Source organism: Flavihumibacter stibioxidans, from assembly GCF_014332695.1.
In the GTDB taxonomy this organism is placed as follows: domain Bacteria; phylum Bacteroidota; class Bacteroidia; order Chitinophagales; family Chitinophagaceae; genus Flavihumibacter; species Flavihumibacter stibioxidans.
On the sequence record NZ_MBUA01000001.1, the window covers coordinates 1275475 to 1297681 of the forward strand.

The following is a 22207-nucleotide window of genomic DNA, read 5'->3' on the forward strand; positions in this document are numbered from 1 at the left end:
CAATATTTCAATCACATTCTATTGAACAGGACTATGTAACAACCTAAGGTGAATGAGCCCCCTGGTTAGGTCCAGCCCCTCCTCCTCCAGTTTTCTCTTTGTATCAGTAAACTGATCTGCAACAACAGTGGACCGGTTATTGGCGGTAAACAATATCATGGATTTTTTATCATTCACCAGGTTCTGAATTCCCTTTCGATGTTCATCCATTTTCATTTTACCCTCATACTGGTTTTTTAGTTTCTCAACCATCGAACTGCCGGTATTGGTTTGCTGAAACCCACCGATGGTTTTGAAAACATCCTGGCCAAGGTCTGTAAACTCCTCTGCATTTGGTTGTAAATCCCTGCTTACAAAAACCAAATTTGCGAAAGTCAGGAAATCGCTCTTATAGTTTTTGTACACATCATACTTCATACCTTCGGATATATCGCCAGGATCACTGTCCCCCATAAATGTGAGCAACCATGCCGTATCCGGTTTATTGTTATAGCAGAAATCAAATTTGAATTCAGGGAAATCCAGGGAGAAAGATTCTGGACCGGAATAGTTATAATTGACCAGCTTGCCGTTTTCGTCAATCAAAGTTTTAACCCCGGATTTAACGCTGAACGGGATGTAAACATCTTGCAGTTTGGTATCGGACAAATCCACATTAAAGGGGATCATTTTGTAACTGCAATCAACGGGAACAAATTTTCCATATACTTTCCCTTTTGTAGCCATCGCCCCGGTCGCTTTAAATGTCAGTTCATTGTTTCCATCACGTTCCTCCATAATAAAATCAACCTCCATGATCAGTTCAAACCGGTTATAGTCCGTAATCCGCTTCGTTAAACTGGCAAAATCCATATCCCTCTCTTCTGATGCCCCCAACAATGCCTTCTGCCGCAGAAAACCCAGGTGAGATCCGAGATTCAAAACGAAATCGTGATTTTTTGCCTCCATCTGTTCATACAGATATTTTTCATATACATCCATACCTTTAATGACCAACAGCATTCCGTTAAAATTATCGGTATCATTAAAACCAAGCAGTTGCCTTTGTCTTTCGACCCCAAGGACCACCTGCATAACCACCTGTGATCGCGTGAGGTCAGTACCGTATTTTTCAAACAGTATCCGGCTTTTTTCTACGCCTCTTTTTAAAACCTGGGAAGCCGAACTAAAATCACTTTCGGATATTCCCAGGAGCGCCCTCTGCCTTTCAACACCCAGCACTATCTGTAATATCCGCTCCTCTTTTCCCCAATAATTTACAAACCAAATACTATCCTGTTTTTTCTGTTTTTTTATTAACTCAGGGTCACAATTTGCGCACATACCCAACTCATGTGCAGGAGGGGCCGGGAAATCACTTATGGGAGGCAGTTCATTATATAATTTCTTTGCCAACGCCAATTGCTGCTCAATGGTTTCGTTCATCCCTTTCAGGTAGATTTCATTTTGAGACTGTACGGCGTCGGTGTCAAAATAATCAAGGAAGGGGCCCCTGGCGCCGGTGCGGGAAGAACTATTCCCGGATTCTTCCACCGGCATTAACATCCCGGGCAAATCGATAGTATTTTTAACTACCTCTGAAAGTCGCTGGTTCAGGTCATCATACAAGGCGAGTGCTATTTTCAGATCAGGGTAAAACATAAACCCGTTCTTCATTTTATCAAACTTTTCCGCCAGTTCCTCCTTTCTTTGCTCCAGCTTTGTTAACTCCAGCGCAATTCTGTCGAAAGGATCCGACTTTTTAGGCGGCTGAATTTTAACCAGGCTGCTATTCTTATTGTTCTTGTTATATTGAACCAGCAGTCCTTTAACCGTAACAAGAGTTGAGTCATTTATTTTCTTTCCGGTGTACCAAAGCAACTTATCTTTTGCCTGTGCCTCTGTTGGTATGACAACAGTTTGTTTAACAATTACAGGCACTATCGGAGATGGAGTGGCTTTAACTGCCGGCAGCTTTGTAACCGGTGTTTTTGAGGATTGTGCAGACGGTTTCCCTATATTGTCAATCATTGCCAGCATATTCTTCAAAGCAGAGAGTTGCTTTTTGAGGGAAGCCGCTTCTGCCGGATCTGTCTTCTCTGTTTCCTTTATATCATTCTCCAAATCCCTGATTTCTTTTTTTAAATCATTGATGCTTTGCTGTAACTCAGCCTGTTGATTAACAGTGATCTTTACCTGGGCATAAACAGTTCCCAGGCAAAAAAAGGCTGCTAACATGCATATAAGTGTACGCATATAAATAAGTTTCAGTTAAGGGTTTCTCTTTCCCTGAACCAAAAATATTTATAATATGCGGGGCTCCTATCCCCTAAAAAGGGGATGGTATTTCAATTTTCCGAAAATTTATTGGAGACCCCCTTTTTACGGGATTGCCTGCATGCAACAGATAATGGAAGTTTGTCAGTATAAAAAACCGAGAATGAAAAAGATTGCATTAGTTTTTTTCAGCATTACCCTTTCCCTGCATTGCAGTTTTGCCCAAACAAAACCAATTGAACTTCCATGGAATCCCAGAGCCATTGCAATTGATTCAAAAGACAACCTGTATATAGAGTTTGAGAGAATGCTGATGAAAATAACGCCAGATGGGGTTTCCTCGTATGTATCGGAAAATATTGCCAGTGGGTTCAGAGGGGCGGTAAGCCCGGACTGTGAAATCATGGTAGCAGACAGCGAGGACAATATCTACATGACTAAACCCTATATGAACAGTATCTGGAAGTTGACACCGGAAGGAAAATTCACCATTCATGCCGCAGAAGAAAGATATTCCAATGCCTGGGCAGAACCCGCCAAAAAACCGATTGAATTGGGACAAATCGAATTCATGGCCATTGACAATAAAAACAATATCTATTTTTCTGCAAGCCTGAACGGAGAGGAAAGAATCAACCAACTTGCTACCTCTTCCTTTCATAAACTCACCCCGGAAGGTGAGCTTATCACTTTCAATGACAAAAATGGCGATAAGATAAAACTAAACCAGGTGGACGGTATTGGAGTAGATTCAGTCGGGAACCTGTACGTAAGCAATGTTAAAGAAAGGTGTATCAAAAAAATAACTGCGGAAGGTGAAGTCGTTGTCGTGGCCGGGCAATGTGGTAAAAGAGATTTTTGCCCTGTATATTCCCAGGGAGATGTCAGCAAGGCGGAACTCGTTCAACCCGGACCGATAGTCTTTAATAAAAAAGGAGAATTGTTTTTTGCGGATCACCGCATGAACCGGATAATCAAAGTAGCCAATAATAAAGTCACAACAATTGCCGGTGCCAGCCAGATTCAACCCTGTGGATCTAATATGGGGGGGAGGTCCAGAGAGGGATATAAAGATGGTAATGCCCTGGATGCCCTTTTTGATTTTCCGTCACGGGTTAGAATAGCGATCGACAGCAAGGATAATATTTACATTCTTGATGGCGGGAATTATGCCATAAGAAAACTTACCCCGTCCGGAATCGTAAGTACCATTGCGAAAACCAAAAAATAATCAATATGCGTACCGCAATCCTGATCATCATCACCGCTACGCTGCATTATACCGCTGGCGGGCAGACAATACCCAATGCACCGGACAGAAACCTGGAGCCGGTTTATGATCTCGACAGTAATAAATATACCGTTATAAAAATCGGGAAGCAATACTGGCTGCAGCAAAACCTGCGAACCACGCAATACAGCGACACCACCGCCATCGCCAGCAGATTGGATGATAATGAATGGAAGCAAACCAAAAAGGGGGCTTATGCCATCTATGACAACAGGAAAGAGAATGAACTCCTCTATGGAAAACTCTACAATGGTTATGCTGCCGCAAGTGGAAAGCTTTGTCCGAAAGGCTGGAAGATTCCTTCGGATAAAGACTGGAATGAATTGGAGCGGCACCTGGGAATTCCGGCAGCGGAGTTGGAACGCACCGGTGAAAGAGGGAATATTGCAGACAAACTAAAATCAACCGGGGGCTGGCAGGCATCAGGCTTTTCAGGTAATAATTCAACCGGCCTGGCCTTTATGCCGGCAGGTTCCAGATCAGACAACGGCGAGTTTACGAACCTGGGACAATATGGGAATTTCTGGTCTTCAACTGTTTACGATGACCGCTATGGATTGCTGTATCTGTGGAATCATCACACCCACTATAATACCAACGCGGTAGGAAGAATTTATACACTTGCAAACAATGGTTATTCCTGCAGGTGTATAAAAGACAATAAAGTTGCAGATAAAAAGAACTGATATGAGATATTCTCTACTCACCCCGTTCATGATAACGCTGCTGGTCCTCAGCAAGCCATCTAGCGGCCAGACTAATGCAAGTTTTGACCTGGTAAACTATATGATTCCGGGTTCCTGGAAAAGGGAAACAGGCAATGGATCTGTCAGCCATACCATTATTGACGAACGCAACGGCGACTATGCCAAAATAATTGTTTATAAGAGCATTCCGGGCAGCGGCAATTTGCAGGCGGATTTTGAGGCGGAATGGAGTTCCCTCGTTTCCGTCCCCTACAAAACCAATACACCTATCGAAACAGCGGAGAACGAGATGCCCGATGGCTGGAAAGTAAAATCAGGAACGGTGGCATTTACCTTCAACAACCGGAACTCAGCTGCCGTGCTGATTACAGGTAGTCATAAAGCCATCAAATTAAGCATGGTGGTACTTACCAATACAACTGCCTACCAGCAGGAACTGGACGCATTCAGTCAATCGATAGAATTCAGAAAGGTATCGGATCAAACCGCTGATGACTTGGTAAAGATCGCCCCCACCCCCCCGGCAATATCCTCCGGTTTCACCTTTACCACCAGTAATTTTGATGATGGCTGGACAAGTACAGTTCAGGAAGATTGGGTAATGGTAACAAAAGGGAAAACAAATGTGTATTTGCTCTATGCCCTGCCTTATAACGCCGACCAGTTTACCGGTACGGGTATAATGGCAAGAGATTATTACTGGGATCAGTATGTAAGTAAATATTTTACGATTATCAGCAGGCAATACCAGGATAACGGGGAATTTGTGTCCTCCTTCAAACCCGCTTATGTGGAAGGGCGTGCCGTAAACCGGCAAACCGGTGAAAATTGTTTTATAGCCATGACACTGGAAATTGCGCCCAATACTGCCTACCTAACCATTGCCAGTACGCCGGATGAGGCAACCATGCGGCGGCAGTTTCCCAAAGGCAGCGATCGTTTCGCATCAGATCTTACCGCCATGAATCGCTACAACAAGTTTGCAGTAGCTGGCAAGGACATAACAGGTACCTGGCAGAATGGGAATAATTCCACCGCACAGTGGTATTATATAAGTCCGGCCGGCTATGAATCCTATGCCGGCATGACCCTGGCGGCCACCAGTTCCACCTTTCATTTTAACGGCAACGGCAGCTACTCCAGCATCCACAATGGAGCAACGGGTGCAGTTGGTAATATGAACACTTTCCAGCAGGAGTACAAAGGAAATTTTTCAGTAAGCAACTGGAACATTACCGCCACCAACCGATATGAGGGCAAAACGGATAGGTTTGATGCCTCTTTCAAGGCAATTCGGGGGGGAAGGATATTACAACTCAATAATGGAGCCGGGCAGTATTACCACCTGGTCAAAATAAAATAAGATCGAAAAGGGATGGCGCCCTATGGCTGGTCCCCTTTGTTTTGCCATGACAATCTGCTGGCGATGGTTTTGTTTTAACCACCCGCAAAACCAGGTACTTTCCTATCTTACCCTGGCATTAGCGCAGGAGCATTAAATAGTCCCGCCTAACATACAGAACTGGTTTGATAAACCAGTTCTGTATGTTAGGCGGGAGCGTTATGAAAAAAACACCTTAACCTGGTCAGATTATTGCCAAACAGGATTTTGGAGCAGATTTGCATTGGCATTCAACTCATTCTGCGGAATGGGGAAGATCTGGGATTTTTCACCCTGGTAAAATGCGCCATAACCGGCAATTTTATCCGCCGTAACCCGCTGAAATGCCCCCTCCATTGCACCCCATCGCTTCAAATCAAAAAAGCGTAATCCCTCAAAAGCTAACTCTACCCTTCTTTCATGCCTTACAATTTCTCTCAAAGCGTCCTGGCTCAACCCGGTTCCTTCCACCGTCTCAATAGCCGGCATATTTACCCTGGCCCTTACCTGGTTTACCAAAGGATAAACCTCGTCTAATTGATTCAGCTCAAGCAGCGCTTCAGCACGCATTAATAAAACATCCGCGTAACGTATTACAATAAAGTCCTGACCACCCGGGTTAAACACAGAAATACCTGTAGTTGAAGCACTTGACCTGATGTATTTTTTAAGTCCGAATTTGGTGGCAGTATTACCTGTAAAAACCCTGTTTATGTCGGTGAGGAAGATATCATTCCTGAAATAAACAGAAGCAGTTAAACGGGGATCCCTGTTTTCTTTCGGAGTGTTGGCGTTATACAAAGGAGAAGAAGTAATGGGTCGTCCATCAGTACAATAATAATCATTGACCATATTTGGCATGGGCTGCTGGTCCACTTTGGGCTGCGCCAGGTATGTGGAAGAAAATGTTTCTGAATTATTGGAAACATCCTGGGAAAACCGCACAGAAAAAAGAATCTCTTTTGAAAATTCACCCTGCTCAGTAAACAGTTGTGTATAGCTGGGGTTAAGCGTATAACCAAGGGTGAGGATGGCGTTTGTAGCATCCAGGACGCCCTGGTAATCTTTATTATATAATAAAAACCTTGACAGCAAACCCAAAGCCGCACCCTTTGTTGCATATCCATATTGTGCAGCAGGATAAGAGGCCGGAAGCATGTCCGCGGAAGATTTCAGGTCTTTGATGACCTGGTCCGAAACTTCCTTGTAAGTATTCTTTGAAACATAGGACTCTTCCAGTTTCTGAACATTCAGAATGAGCGGTACATCTCCATAATATACGGCCAGATGCATGTAAAACAAAGACCTCAGGAAAAGTGCCTGACCCAATAATGCCTGTTTGCTTGCATCGGAAATAGCAGATGCCGGCATTTTCTGAATACTTTCAATGGCTAAATTGGCCCTGCCGACACCCTTGTAAAGGGATGTCCACAAATCACTGAAGAAAGCACCGGATGGATCAATATTAGCGATCATGAAATTACCGGGCCCCTCAAATTTATAAGCGTTATAAGCATTGTCGCCAAAATTATCATACATGGGCATGCCGGCAGTTCCATTTAAACTGCCACTATACATAATCCGGTCCTGCAATGCATCATAGATGCCATTAATACCTAAAATTGCATCCTGTTCAGTTTTCCAGAAGCTGGCTTCTCCCAACTGGGTAAGTGAGTTTCGGTCCAGATAAGTTTTTGAACAACCTGATAAGACAAATAGGAACCCTATAATAAATATGTTTTTCATGCTACTTAAAATTTAAGGTTTAAACCAAAAGTGTACACTTTGTAAAGCGGTGTCAACTGATCAGTATTTCCGCCTCTCGCCCTTTCCGGATCATAATTTTCCATTTTAGTGAAGGTCAAAAGGTTCTGTGCACTGGCAAATACTCTCAGTTTTGATAAACCGAACCTCTGGGTAAAGGAAGCAGGTACAGTATATCCCAGTTCCAGGTTTTTAAGTCTCAAATAAGATGCATCCTCAATATAGAAATCAGATACAACGGCATTATTCTGGCCACCCAGACGCGGCAGCGTTGTAGAAGGCTTTTCCGGAGTCCATCGGTTGATCCAATAGGAAAGGGAATTGTTCCTGTCGCCTTCAAACGGCAGTTGACCATTATCGTTCAGCAGGCGATCCAAACCATTCACTCCTTCAAAAAGAATACTAAGCTCAAGGCCTTTAAAATTTAAAGAACCGTTGAAGTTATAAATCATCTTAGGGAAAGGATTGCCTATAACAGTTCTGTCGAAAGCATCTATCACACCATCTGGCTTACCGGCAGGACCGGATAAATCAGCATACTGAAAATCTCCGGGAGCGGTTCTGACGCTGCCAAACTGCTTAGGTGCATTGGCTACTTCATCTGCCGTTTGAAAGATTCCCAGAACCTGGTATCCAAAATAGGAATTGAATGGAACGCCAATTCTGACAATACTTTCAGCGGTGATTGTTTCCAGGCCTTTGTCACCCAGTCCGGTCACCTCATTGAGATCAAACTTGCTTAAGCTACCGCCTATGCTGTAGTTAACAGCTTTTATATTCCCCCTGTAATTTACTGCCAGTTCCAAACCGCCATTCACCATGCTTGCAGCGTTTTGTGCAGCCAGGTTGGTTACGCCAATGGTTCTGGGGATGGGGAAATTGCCATATAGAACATCAGTACTGGTGCGTTTAAAATAATCCGCAGTAATGGATAACCTGTTACGGAATAAGCTGGCGTCCACACCGATGTCATATTGCTCAACTGTTTCCCAGGTTATGGTTGGGTTGGCAAGCCCGGTAAGTGCAACAGCCCCCACAATGGTATTGGTACCCAGGTAATAATCCAGTCCGGTATTATAATTTTGTGCATAGATATAATTTCCGATATTATCATTACCGGTGATACCCCAACTTGCTCTAAGTTTCAGATCGGATATCCAGTTTACATTGCTCAGGAAATTTTCTTCATTGATTCTCCAGCCTGCAGATGCAGATGGGAAATTTGCATACCGGTTAGAAGGTCCGAATTTGGAAGAACCATCCCTTCTGATATTAAACTCAAACAGGTACTTTCCATTATAAACATAATTTAACCGGGAAAAGAAGGATTGTACCGATTCTTCATTGGCACCACCGGAAACACTGGGATTCAACACTCCTCCCCCATCAAACTCCTGGATTGAATTGGAGGGAAATCCCTGCAAGGAGCCGGAAAACCCGTCATTCCTGTTATAGAGTACAGAATGGCCCAGGAGAACGGACAGATCGTGTTTCTTATTAATGTTCCTGGAATACCTTAGGATGTTTTCATTTAAAAGCCGGTAATTAAAGCTGGTACTATTGGTGAGTGTATTGACTAAACTCTGTCCGACAAGATTGCCTTCTGAATCATAGGTATTATCAGTTGGACTGAAATTTGACACATTATCATACGACAGATTCAAACTACCACTGGTTTCGAAAGACAGGTCTTTTGTAAAATCAACCTTCACTCCAAAACGATCAGCTATGTTGATATTATCATTCTTATGATCACCCAGGAATCCCCTTCTTATAGCATGTGTAACAGGAAAGCTGGCATTCACCTTAAGGTAAGAGCCGTCCACCACACCATATTCACCATTAGAATAATACACAGGTACAGTAGGGGCTGATCGCTGAAACTGGTTAATGATTCCGGTTTCACCGGTAATAGCACCGGCACCGCCGGATGGCCCTCTGAATTTTGTCCAGAATGCATTGGTAACGTTTGAGATCGTCAGCCATTTTTTAACATTCGAATTAATATTGAAACTTACATTGAATCGCTCAGACTTAAACTTGCCCCTCACAATTGCTTCCTGGTTCAGATAGCCCATTGAAACGCGATAAGTAGTCTTTTCATTTCCACCTGAAAAGGCCAGATAGTGGTTTTGTACGGGAGCTTTCCTGAGAATTTCTTTTGCCCAGTTTGTGTTGGCGTATTTATCCGGGTTGGATCCATCAATAATGGATTGAATGTCTTCTTCGGAATAACGCAGAGGCGCATTTGCTCCATTTGCATTAATATCACGTTCATTTTTTAGCCGGGCATAATCAGCGGCGTTAAGGTATTTTGGCACCACCGTTACTTCCTGAAAGCCGAAGTAGTTATTATAAACTACACTCATGGCGCCACTTTTCCCCCTCTTTGTTGTCACTACAATAACACCATTGGCACCCCGGGCACCATAAATGGCACTGGCTGATGCATCTTTTAAAACGGAAATCGTTTCGATGTCGGCCGGGGACAGATTATTAAACGCCTCCAATCCGCTGTATTGAATATTATCAATTACAACAAGCGGCGTAGTGGCACCAAAGGTACCAACACCCCTGATTACAATACTGGAAGCATCAGCGCCAGGCAATCCGCTACCCTGTGTAAGTTGAACGCCTGAGAACTTTCCATACATAAGCTGCCCGGAGTTCGTAACCGGCTGGTTTACGGCATCATCAAACTTTACGGTTTGTGTAGATCCGGTTTGATTGATCTTTTTCTGCACCCCATATCCCACTACAACCACATCCTGTAAAGCTGAAACATCCTGTTCAAGCTTCACGGCAACTGCTGATGTTCCATCCCACTCCAGGGAATAGGTTTTAAACCCTACATAACTAAAAACAAGCACCGGACTGTTGCCTGCTACATTCAGGGTGAAGAAACCTTTCGAGTCGGTTGAAGTGCCATTGGCGGAACCCTGCTGTACCACAGATACCCCTGCTACAGGAGTGTTATCCCCCGCATTCACAACTGTACCACTAACAGTCGTTGTTTGGGAAAATGAAGGGAGGCTCAATAAAAACATTAAGCAGAATAAGCCAAAGTGGTAGGGTAAATTCCTTTTTAACACAAGCATCGTTTCAGTTTTAGTTACTTAAGAATTGCGTAAACTAAGTAAGCAACTAAATTTCACATGCATGGTGTGTAAGCGCTTCAAAAAAGCGGTGTAATCAGTTCACCGGGGATTTAAATTCAGCAGTATTATCAGGCATCATTGCACCTGTTTCCCCCAGCCAGACAAGCAGTTCCTTCTTCAGTCTATTAAGTATATGATGGTTTGGGGCCGCCAGATTATTCCTTTCAGAAATGTCGTTCACTACATCATAAAGTTCCAGACTTCCATCCTCGTAATTATAAATAAGCTTATAATTTCCTATGCGAACAGCCGAACCCGGCTTACCGCCCTGGTTACTGTAATGCGGATAATACCAGAACAGTTTCCGATCCCGGGAGGCTTGAGGATATTTCAACAGGTCGAATATATTTTCACCGTCAATATTGCTGTCCGCCTGATAATTATTATCAATTGCTTTTGCAATGGTTGGAAATAAATCGGCAGTACTTACAGGCAAATCTGAAATTGATCCGGCCGTGAGCTTTCCCTTCCAGTACATGATCAGTGGCACCCTGATACCACCTTCGTAAAGCCAGCCTTTCCCTGCCCTTAGCGGGTCATTTGTGGTGGGACTGCCTTCGGCAGTGCTAAGTCCACCATTATCAGAAGTGAAAATCACCAATGTATTATCATCCAGACCAGACTGCCTGAGTTTATTCAGTATACGCCCGATATTCCAATCCATATTTTCAAGCATGGCTGCATAAACAGGATTGTCCTGCAGCACTCTTCGCCTCCAACCCGTTTCATGTTTCATCCATGCCTCGTCTTTTAAAAATCTGTCTTTTTCCGAAGTAGCTATTGTCCTTCTTTTGGCTTCATATTTATTGATTAAAGCTTTCGGAGCCTGCATTGGATTATGCACTGCATATAAAGAATACATTAAAAGGAAAGGAGTGTGTGTATGACTCTCTATATAAGAAAGGCATTCGTCGGTCAACCTGTCTGTAAGGTATTCCCCGGCCGGTCCATCCTTTAATGTCGGGTTTTTGTAGGGAGTAAAAAAACCACCCACACTGTCGTTTATTCGCCCGGTTGGAGAACCTTTACTCCAGCCGCCTTTATTGATTTGAAATCCCTGGCTATCGGGCCAGAATTTTTCTTCTTCCCCCAAATGCCATTTACCGGCGAAAAAAGTTTTATATCCCTGGGCCAAAGCGTATTCACTGATGGTCCTTTCTTCAAGCGGTAATTGATTGGCAGTAGGCGGGGGAGTTAATTTTTCATAAGCCCTGACAATACCATCTGCCTGTCTGCCGGGAATCCAATCAGTAACACCGGTTTTTACAGGGTATTTTCCTGTCATCATACTGGCCCTTGTCGGGCTGCATACAGGTGATGTGGCATAACTATGCGTAAACCGAATGCCGGAAGAAGCCAATTGATCGAGATTGGGTGTTTCATAAAATGTACTGCCATAAGAACTGAGATCCGCCCAGCCAAGATCATCGGCAAGAATGACCACAATATTCGGTCTTTGGCTTTTTTCCTGCGCCGTCGTCGTAACCAAAGTGCCTGTGAAAAGGATTGAGCTGACAATATATTTGAACATGGCTTAGACTTATATAAATTCTTTATTTCCCATCAAAATCTTTCACACATCTGAAACCAGTGTGCTCCAGGCCGGTATCGGGACTGCTTTTCATTCTTCTCGCGACCCGGTATCCACTGCAATAACTGTCGTTGCACAGATAACTACCACCACGTAAAACCTTTTTAGGTGTATACGGATCCTGGGGGTCGAAACTTTTTTGGGGACCGGTTGGATTAACACTTTTGCCATTGGCTACTGATTGATAGTAGTCAGCGTTATACCAATCACTGCACCACTCCCATACATTACCGGCCATATCAAAAAGGCCATACGCATTGGCTGGATAGGTTTTTACCGGGGCATATTTTACATATCCATCCCTGACTTCATTTAAATAAGGGAACTTTCCTTCCCAGCTATTTGCTTTTGCAGCACCCATATTTATATGTTCATCACCCCAGGGATAAACAGCGTTCTTCTGCCCGCCTCTGGCAGCATACTCCCACTCGGCTTCTGTGGGTAAACGCTTACCCGCCCACCTGCAATACGCCATTGCATCATCCCAGCTGACGTGAACAACCGGAAAATTTTCTTTTCCCAGTATATTACCAGCCGGGCCTTGAGGATGTTTCCAATCAGCGCCTGAAACCCAGTTCCACCATTGCGAATAATCATTTAAATCAACCGGGCCGGAGCCTTGTTTGAAAACAAGGGATGCTGCTACCAATAAACTATCTGCCGGCTTTGGCGTTCCGGGTGGCAGGTTTTTTTTTAACTCTTCCCAATCGGGCATTCGTTCAGCAGTGGTAATATATCCGGTTGCCTCGACAAATTTTTGAAACTGCGCATTGGTAACTTCGGTGATGTCCATATAAAACGCATCAACCCTTACTGTATGCTTTGGATATTCATCCGGTGATGCCTGTTCATTATCAGCCCCCATGTCAAAACTACCACCGGGAATTAAAACCATACCTGCAGCAGTATCGCCACGATAAACAGCAGAATCAGCAAGACCAGTAACAGCCGCAGATCCAAACCTGGGTGGAACTTTCATGCAGGAAATTGCCGGCTCACTTTCAATTTGAACCTGTTCTTTTGACCCTGTAGTGTCGCAACTGCAAATAATTACAGCCAACGAAAAAATGACAGCAAGCCATTCACTTGAAATTTTCCCGGTCATACCTGAAGACAAAAATTTATTGAGCCGAAAAATCAATGATCTTATTTCCCTTTTATTTTCTCAAGCAATTGCCTCATTTCAGAAACCCGACCGGGATTTTGGTCAGCCAGGTTTTTTGTTTCACCCGGATCAAGGCTCAAATCATACAATTGGGGCTGAGGCAGATTGCCCAATTCGGTATTGGTATCCTTATTCACCTTAGGACCTTTGGAAGGTTCAATATATTTCCAATTTCCCACCAGTAGTGAAAGTGTAGAGTTGATGGATTGTTCAACGAGGTATGACCTTGGTTTCCGGCTGTTATTCAACAATACCGGTAAATGATCTTCGCTGTCGGGGGCTTGCCCGTTCTCTACTGCCACACCTGCTAAATTTGCCAGTGATGCGTACAGATCGACCTGGCTGAATAAGGCATCATTCACTTTACCAGGCATCACTTTTCCCTTCCAGCTCACGATAAAGGGAACCCTGGTACCCGCTTCAAAAGCACTGTATTTGCCACCGCGAAAAATTCCACCCGGCTTATGGTTCCCCAGCTTCTCCACCGCTTCGTCCTTGTATCCATCATCGATCACCTGCCCGTTATCACTGGTAAAAATGATCAATGTATTTTCCAACAAACCATTCTTTGTCAAAATCTCCTCCAGCTGACCAACTGTCCAATCCAGCTGCAGCAATACATCTCCCCTGGGGCCCATGCCACTCTTACCCACAAAACGTTCATGGGCAACTCTTGGCACATGGATATCATGCGTAGAAAAATACAGGAAGAATGGATTTGACTTTTGTTCTTCAATGTAGGACCTGGCCTTTTTCACCAGCATATCTGCAAAATCCTCATCTTTCCAGAGCGCCGTATTTCCGCCCGTCATGTAGCCGATACGGCTGATGCCGTTTACAATTGTCATATCATGCCCGTGGGAAGGATGCATTTTGAGCAATTCAGGATTCTTTTTTCCGGTCGGAGCATTGGGATCAACCGGTCCGGTATAACTGACTTTAATGGGATCATTTTTGTCAAGGTTCACTACATGATGGTTCTCCACAAACACACAGGGAACACGATCCCCGGTAGCAGGGATCAGAAAAGAATAATTAAAGCCAATTTCCAATGGCCCTGGCGCGATCCTGCCATTCCAGTCAGCCCCTTTTTCATCTCCCAGTCCGAGGTGCCATTTACCAATAACGGCAGTATGGTATCCTGCTTTTTGCAGCATGCCAGGCAAGGTGGTCGTTTTAACAGGGATAATCAGGGAGGCATCACCGGGTGCAATTCCGGTCCCCTCTTTTCGCCAGGCATATTTCCCGGTCAGCAAGGAAAACCGGGAGGGGGTACAGGTAGCCGAAGTGGCATGTGCATTAGTGAACCGGACACCGTTTTTAGCCAATCGGTCAATATTAGGCGTGGCAATGGCGGAATACCCGTAAGCACTTACATCCCCATAACCAAGATCATCCGTGTAGATGAGTATGATATTAGGTTTTCGGGGGGAGTTTCCCTGCCCAGATGCAGAACTGACCAATGAAAATACCAATGCCACCAGCAAGAACCTCAAGAATTTCCCTTTCATACATTTTTTTTAATATGACGCAAGTAATCAAACGGCCTGCTCTTGAAACCAATCAGCAAGGCCTGCCAGCTAAATTATTATAACATCATTACTAATTCTTTCCAAAAAAGGGGGGTAACCGTAGCATTGAAAATATACCCTACTTTTTATAATCTGAGGGGGACACACCAAATTGCTCCTGAAAGCGCTTCCTGAAATATTTAATATCATTGAATCCCGCCTCATAAGCGGCCTCAGTCACGGAATAGTTACCGCTCTCCAGCAATTTAACTGCATAATTCAACCGGGTGTTCCGGATGAATTCATTGCCAGACATGCCCGTTACGGCTTTAAGTTTCCGATAAAAAGTGGACCTGCTCATGAACATCAGGTTGGCCAGTTCATCATTATTGAATTCACTGTTGGAAATATTTTCTTCCACCAATTTTATCAGTTTATACAAAAACTCCTCCTCAAAAGTCTTGATCTCAAAATTACCCGAACCCAGCAGGATTTTTTTTGCATACAGCTCTTTCAACATATTCCTGCTGTTGATCAGGTTGTGGATATGAACCAGCAATAACTGGGAATTGAACGGCTTCGGCAAATACACATCAGCTCCTTCCCTGATACCTTGTACATGGTGTGCCATATCCGACAAGGCTGTTAAAAGGATAATCGGTACATGGGAGGTGTTTTTATTAGATTTCAAGGTTCGGCACAATTCAATGCCATCCATTTCAGGCATCATGATATCGGAAACGATCAGGTCCGGGATAGCTTCCAATGCTTTCTCCACCCCTTCCTTTCCATTCATGGCCGTCAGTACCTTAAACGAGGGGGATAGAATCTCGAAAATGTACTGTTGAATATCAGAATCATCTTCAACTACCAGGATGATAGGCTGATCCTGCTCCGGGTTGAGCTCGCTGTTTTCTTCAGACATATTTTCAGGGTTTACAATTGTTTCATTGTTTGGATGGGTGAAATGGACGGCCTCATAAGGTTGGTTTCCATTTGGGCTATTCTGTTCCAGGGAGGGTAAACTGATCGTAAACAAACTGCCATTGATCCCATCACTTTTTGCGACAATGGATCCCCCATGCAATTCCACCAGTTCCTTTACAAAGGAAAGTCCGATGCCGGTTCCGGAAATGGCTGTTGCATCCATTTCCTTGCCACGGAAAAAGCGATCGAATATCTGGTCAATTTCATTGGCAGGAATACCTCTGCCCGTATCCTGGACATTTATTTCACAACTCTGATCCTTATTCTTACGAATGCTGAGTATGATTTTTCCACCATCAGGGGTGAATTTAAATGCATTCGACAGTATATTAAAAACAATGATCTCAAGTTTGTTATGGTCAAATGTAAAGGAGAGAAATTTTTCCTTCACCTGAAACGCATAGTCAATCTGCCGCCTCTTCGCTTCGTCCATAAACAGCATAAAAATATCCTCGCAAAAAGACACCAGTTCACCGGGCTGCAAAGAAAGTTTTAAACTTCCGGCCTCAGCCTTCTGGAAGTCCAGCAACTGATTAACCATGCGCAACATGCGCCTGGATTGTTTTTGAATGAGTCTTAGGCTCTTTTCAACAGGAGGCTCCACTTTTTTTGTCTGAAGCATGTCGTCCAGCGGGCCCAGGATCAGCGTTAAAGGGGTGCGGAATTCATGTGAAATATTGGTAAATAACCTTTCCTTAAAATCGGCAAGTTTGCTTTCCTGCTGCCTTTCCAGTTTGCTAAGCGATAACTGATTCTTTAAAGCCACCTGTCGTAAACCAAGGTGACGTGTCAGCCAGAGAAGGAAAACAAACAAAGCAAAATAAATACTATAGGCCCACCAGGTTCTCCATGGTGGTGGCAATATGTTGATCGTTAATTCATGCGGCACAGGATTCCATATCTTATCGCTGTTGGTAGCCTTAACCTGCAATTTATATGTTCCGGGTTTGAGGTTGGTAAAAGATGCCATCCTGCTTTTTCCGGCATACACCCAATCTTTGTTAAACCCTTCCAGTTTATACATATACTCATTCTTATCGGGCGCATGATAATCCAGTGCGGCAAATTCAATTGAGAATATGTTCTCCTTGTAATTAAGGGTGATACTTTCCGTTTCATAAAAGGGCTGATTCAGGATCGAACTATCATCGGCAGATTCTGTTCCATATTCATATGGACGGTTATTAACAGTCAGGTTGGTAAAATAGATCGGCGGATTAAAGCGGTTGATCCTGATACTGTCCGGAAAAAAATAGGTCAGCCCTTCGAGTCCCCCAAAATAGAATCTACCCGCTGCATCTTTAAATGCGGCGTTCTCAGAAAACACCACGGACTGCACACCATCCCGTTTATCAAACACTTCCAGGGAATTGTTGGACTGATTAAATCTTATAATGCCCTTATTGGTACTGGCCCAGATACGGCCTGCAGTATCGGGTATTATGGCATGAATATAATCACTTGGCAGGCCATCCCTGGTGGTAAAGGCAGTCACTATTAAATGGTCATCCGCCAAACCGGAGATCCGGTTTAATCCATTTTGCGTGCCTGCCCAGATATTTCCAAACTTATCCTCCGCCAAACATAGGATAGTATTATTGCTTAGGGAATTTTTGTAATCATCGGTCTGTGTGAAAACCTGGAACTGGTCTTTGGATGGTTGATAAAGATGCAGTCCTTTATAGGTTCCAACCCAAAGTCTTTTTTTGGAATCTACCAGTAAACAACTCACTCTTTCATTTTGCAATGCACCCTTTACACCATAAGCCGGCAAATAGTTTTTGAAGACGGGGGTATTCCTGTCGTCAAATCCGGAAATATAACTTAGACCGCTTTCCTGGGTTCCGATCCACATCCTGCCCGAGGAATCCTTTACCATTGCAGTAATCTTCTTCCCGCTAAACGAAGTTGCCTTTTGAGGAGTGGGAAAATAAATATCATAGTTGGAAACATCTGCTCCTTTATTTACAATACGAATCAACCCCTTGTTGGTTGCAACCCATAAGTAATCACCATCCTGCATAAATGAACGACTCTCATACGGTATAGCGGGGGCGTTAGTAATCTCTTTGTTGATTACATTAATCCTGTTAAATGTTTTCCAATCGGTTGAATATTGAATACCACCGCCTTTTGTCCCCAGCCATAACTTATTAAAAGGATCTACATAAACCGAAAGCACATGGGTAGATTCAAGAATCGAACCTGTTGGATTTTCATACCCAATATTGTTAAACTTTTTTTGGTTCAGGTCAAATTTAAAAACACCCGTACCATCAGTACCGATCCATAATAATCCGGATGGATCTTCCTTTATCGTAAGGATAATCCGGCTATCGCTGGTATATAAGCCCTTGATATTTAAATTGATCCTTTCAAAGGATTCCGTTTTCGGATCAAAACGGTTCAAACCACCACCCCAGGTTCCCACCCACAATATGCCCTTAGAGTCCAGCAGAATACGGTAGGCATTATTGGAGCTTAGGGAGTTTTTATTATTTTTCTGATGCCGGAAGTTTTTTACTGCCTTGGTCTGTGTATTAAACTGGAAAAGTCCATTATCCCAGCTACCCAACCAAAGGCAATTGTTTGCCTTATCATTTACAATGGATGTGATATTAATATTGGGGATTCCCAGGTCAAACGAATAATCATTCCCCAGGCTTTGATTAAGATGCTTCAGGCCACTGTTGGTAGCCAGCCAGTACCCCGTGTTGCCATCGGGCTGAATGTCAAAGGTTTTCCATATGCTGTTCAGAATTTTAAATTCCCCAGTTCGTTTATCCAGGTATTGAAACCCCTTCCATGTGCCGATCAATAATTTTTCAGAATCGGTATCCAATATCGAAAGAATATAATCGGCATTAAATCCGGTTTCATTTGTATTATGATTGATGTGGTTGGAAATTGTTCCGGATTCCAGGTCGTAACTACTCAACCCGCCGGATTTGGTTCCAATCCAGATATTATTTTGTTTTCCACTCTGCAGCACTTCTATGGACTGGCTCAATAAATTGGCTCCTTTCCCAAAATCATTTTTGAGGAGTTTCATCTCATACCCATCAAAACGCTGCATTCCGCCCCTGGTACCAAACCAGATAAACCCATTTTTATCCTGAATGATCGAAGTAACTTCATTATTAACCAGTTCATCCGAAATGCTAATAAAAGAACTGGCCTGCTGCGAATAACCGGTTACGGATATCCAGATCAGCAGCAGCAGGCAGGCATATTTTTTCTTGGAGGACAACAAAACTTTCAACATTATTCGTGACCACTAACCTACAATTTAGCTGAATTCCATGTTACCAGAAAGTATTTAAAAAGTCCCCAAAAGAACACTATAACAGTATCATCATGGAAACAAACAGGAGAATCAGCAAGAAATATATTAAAGCAAGTTTAATGTTTAATTGTTGGCTATTCTTTTTAATATTTTTATTCTTTTCTCCTTTAAACATCTGTTTAATATTTTAAAGATTCCAAATGGCTGATTCTTCAACGGAATGTCTTCAGTTCATCCGGGTTGCTGACTCTGATCTTACGGTTATTCATTAAATCATCGTGGATCATGAGTGTAATTGTATCCCAAACCGGTCCTTCCGTCCAGATCGGATTCATCTTATCCCGCTCCCACATAAGTAATTGCGATTTTAGCGACGAGAATAATTCAGGTTGCAGCAAGCGAATATCTTTTGTTTCGCCGGGATCATTATTAAGATCATAGAGGCGTTCGCCCAGTCCTTCAACCCTTATCAACTTATACTGGTTAAACCGGATAGCCGCTGCTGCATCTTTCCGCCAAACCAACTGTTGATGAGGGTGCTGAAATTTTTTTGCATTCAAAAAAGGCAACAGGCTAACGCCATCCAGACCATGGGTAGTATCTGGTTTTATTCCGGCCGCTTCAAGAGCTGTAGGAAAAATATCCAGCGAGGAGCTGAGCCCAGAAAAACTTTGGCCGCCTTTGAGATGTTTTGGCCAGCTAACCAGAAAAGGAACCCGGTGGCCTGCCTCATATTTATTCCCTTTAAATCCCTTCAATGGGAAATTTCCGGACTGGTTATTATTTGCTCCGCCATTATCACTCAGGAAGAAAATCAGGGTATTCTCAAACAGTCCCTGTTGTTTTAACGCATCGATCATTTTACCTATGGCACGATCCAGTGAATAGGTCATGGCCGCCAGTTTCTGGCGAGGATGATTGGCAAATTTTTCCATATCAGCCTGGCTGGCTTCCATGGGCGTATGCACTGCATTGGGAGCCCAATACATAAAAAACGGATTATCCTTCTGTTGCCTGATATAATCCACCGCCTTATCACCCAACACATCCGTAAGGTATCCATCGAATTTTACCTGCTGGTAATTCTCCTTCATATTGTTTCTAGCACCGGCCCGGTCATCTTTGGAAGGCTGGTAGAAATAACTCCTGCCGCCACTCAGGAAACCATAATAATATTCGAATCCCTTTTTAAGCGGATGTTGAGCGGGGTCAAAACCCAGGTGCCATTTTCCAAATGCGGCGGTGGCATATCCCTGCTCCTGCAATAGTTTGGGCAGAATGACCACACTGGAATCCATGCCGGTATATCCATCTCCTTCATTACACTCATAACCAAAACGCTGCTGATACCTGCCGGATAATAATCCGGCTCTTGAAGGACTGCATACAGAGGCCGTAACATGTGCATCAGTAAAACGAACAGACCGGGCCGCCAGTTTGTCCAGGTTAGGGGTAAGCAGGTCTTTGGATCCCATAAAACCGAAATCCGCATAACCGGCATCATCGATCAGGATCACAATGATATTGGGCTTTATGTCAGCGGTATTTTTTTTGAACCCGGAAATGAGTATCAGTACCGCTATGGTAACCATGGCCATCAGGATGCCGGCATACCAATATTTGTTTCGTATAAACTGAACTATCATCATATCATTGAGATGCTTAGTAATCCTTCTTCAATTTCTTTTGCTCTTCGTATTGCTTCTCCTGGTTTAATCCATAAAAAGCAGGGGGAACGGTAATGGATATCCATTTTTTTCTTTCCTGCTCGAACCTTAGTAAAAGCTTTTTCTCTTTGCCGGCAATATTGACCGTTTCCCCGATATCGGCTTTCAGGTCATACAAACTGGTAGCAGTATCCGCCAACACAACTTCCTTTACACCCGATGAATGAACTACTGCAAAGTTTTTCTGATCATAATTCCGCCAGAACAAATGCTCGTGAGGAGCGCCCTTTTTTGTTCCATGGAGGTAGGGTAAAAGATCCACCCCATCCAGTTTATTTTTAGGTGCTGCCCCTTTTACATTTGCAGCGATGGTGGCAAAAATGTCAAAGGAAATCACGGGCTGGTCAAACCGGCTATTGACTTTGATCTGCCGGGGCCATTGGATGGCAAAGGGAACCCTGATTCCTCCTTCAAACAGCGAGCCTTTACCGGCGCGCAGCGGACCGTTATCGCTGGCATTATCACTTTCAGGCCCCCCATTATCCGAAAGGAAAATCACCATGGTGTTATCCGTAAGCTGAAGTTCCTGGAGTTTGTCCAGCACCCTGCCAACGCCATCATCCACCGCACTCACCATGGCTGCATAGGTTTTTCGTTTGGTATCTTTGATGTGTCCAAAACGATCCAGGTATTTTGGTGTGGCCTGCAGGGGAGAATGGGGTGCATTATATGCCAGGTAAAGAAAAAACGGTTGTTGGCTGTTTCGGTCAATGAATGAAACGGCCTCCCGTGATAGTGCATCCGTCAGGTATTCCGACTCTTCCACCACTTTTTCATTCCGGATGAGTTTGGTCCGGTAACTCTGGCCTTCATTTTTTGCACTATCCTGTTCGGCGATGTTATATTCATGCGGCAGGTACCGATGGCCGCCTCCGAGAAATCCAAAAAACTCGTTGAAGCCTCTTTTCCAGGGACGGAATTTTTCGTGCACACCCAGGTGCCATTTACCAATTCCCATGGTTGCATAACCAGTTTTCTGCAGCATCTCCGGCAGGGTCTGCTCTGTCAGGGGAAGCCCGATGGATTCGTCAAATGGCCTGTACAGCGGATTGCGGCTGTAACCAAAACGATCCTGGTACCTGCCTGTAATCAGACCGGCACGGCTGGGGGCACAAACCGCATAACTCACATAGCCGTTACTGAATACCACACCATTTTTTGCGATCCGGTCGATGTTGGGAGTGGGTATATCGGTACAGCCATTAAAACCCACATCCCCATATCCCTGGTCGTCCGTAAGGATGATGATGATATTGGGTCGGTCGGTTTTATCCGCCACCGGCTTTTCTGCAGTGTGGGTGAAAGCCAGTGATATGGTAATAAGCACTATTACAGATAGCCCTATCCATCCCCTTTTAAAATTTCCTGTATTTACAAGCATTG

Annotated in this window: 12 protein-coding genes; 3 read left to right on the plus strand and 9 right to left on the minus strand. The window is 43.9% G+C overall.

All coding sequences use genetic code 11. The features are described from left to right. Positions 1 to 18: 18 nt before the first annotated feature. Positions 19 to 2235, minus strand: a complete 2217-nt coding sequence (locus BC349_RS05350; protein ID WP_187255684.1) for a coiled-coil domain-containing protein — start codon at positions 2233 to 2235, stop codon at positions 19 to 21. Between the two features lie 184 nt (positions 2236 to 2419). On the opposite strand from BC349_RS05350, the gene BC349_RS05355 reads away from it, so the two are divergent. The 3 genes from BC349_RS05355 to BC349_RS05365 are packed head-to-tail and all read left to right on the plus strand — an operon-like array spanning position 2420 to position 5617. Continuing rightward, a complete protein-coding gene (locus BC349_RS05355; RefSeq protein WP_187255685.1) occupies positions 2420 to 3487 on the plus strand; it encodes an NHL domain-containing protein in 1068 nt (355 codons plus the stop codon). Between the two features lie 5 nt (positions 3488 to 3492). Continuing rightward, complete coding sequence (locus BC349_RS05360; protein WP_187255686.1) at positions 3493 to 4233, plus strand: fibrobacter succinogenes major paralogous domain-containing protein; 741 nt, start codon at positions 3493 to 3495, stop codon at positions 4231 to 4233. Between the two features lies 1 nt (position 4234). Next, complete coding sequence (locus tag BC349_RS05365) at positions 4235 to 5617, plus strand: hypothetical protein (RefSeq protein WP_187255687.1); 1383 nt, start codon at positions 4235 to 4237, stop codon at positions 5615 to 5617. Positions 5618 to 5845: 228 nt separating this feature from the next. Here BC349_RS05365 and BC349_RS05370 read toward each other — a convergent pair whose 3' ends face one another. The 8 genes from BC349_RS05370 to BC349_RS05405 all read right to left on the minus strand — a co-directional run bounded on the left by BC349_RS05370 (position 5846) and on the right by BC349_RS05405 (position 22205). Beyond that, positions 5846 to 7381, minus strand: a complete 1536-nt coding sequence (locus tag BC349_RS05370) for a RagB/SusD family nutrient uptake outer membrane protein (RefSeq protein ID WP_187255688.1) — start codon at positions 7379 to 7381, stop codon at positions 5846 to 5848. 5 nt (positions 7382 to 7386) lie between these two features. Then, a complete protein-coding gene (locus tag BC349_RS05375; RefSeq protein WP_187255689.1) occupies positions 7387 to 10446 on the minus strand; it encodes a SusC/RagA family TonB-linked outer membrane protein in 3060 nt (1019 codons plus the stop codon). A gap of 145 nt (positions 10447 to 10591) precedes the next feature. Continuing rightward, entirely contained in the window at positions 10592 to 12088 is a 1497-nt protein-coding gene (locus BC349_RS05380; protein WP_187255690.1) for a sulfatase, read from the minus strand. Between the two features lie 22 nt (positions 12089 to 12110). Beyond that, positions 12111 to 13127: a formylglycine-generating enzyme family protein gene (locus BC349_RS05385; protein WP_246456785.1), complete on the minus strand. Its 1017-nt coding sequence runs from the start codon at positions 13125 to 13127 to the stop codon at positions 12111 to 12113. A gap of 167 nt (positions 13128 to 13294) precedes the next feature. Beyond that, on the minus strand, positions 13295 to 14824 hold the full coding sequence (locus BC349_RS05390) for a sulfatase family protein (protein WP_187255692.1): 1530 nt from the start codon (positions 14822 to 14824) through the stop codon (positions 13295 to 13297). 139 nt (positions 14825 to 14963) lie between these two features. Beyond that, positions 14964 to 19076 (minus strand): hybrid sensor histidine kinase/response regulator transcription factor, encoded by a 4113-nt coding sequence (locus BC349_RS05395; RefSeq protein ID WP_187255693.1) that lies wholly within the window; start codon positions 19074 to 19076, stop codon positions 14964 to 14966. A gap of 233 nt (positions 19077 to 19309) precedes the next feature. After that, positions 19310 to 20746: a sulfatase-like hydrolase/transferase gene (locus BC349_RS05400; protein WP_187255694.1), complete on the minus strand. Its 1437-nt coding sequence runs from the start codon at positions 20744 to 20746 to the stop codon at positions 19310 to 19312. A 13-nt stretch (positions 20747 to 20759) separates the two neighbouring features. Then, positions 20760 to 22205, minus strand: a complete 1446-nt coding sequence (locus tag BC349_RS05405) for a sulfatase-like hydrolase/transferase (protein WP_187255695.1) — start codon at positions 22203 to 22205, stop codon at positions 20760 to 20762. Between the last annotated feature and the right edge of the window lie 2 nt (positions 22206 to 22207).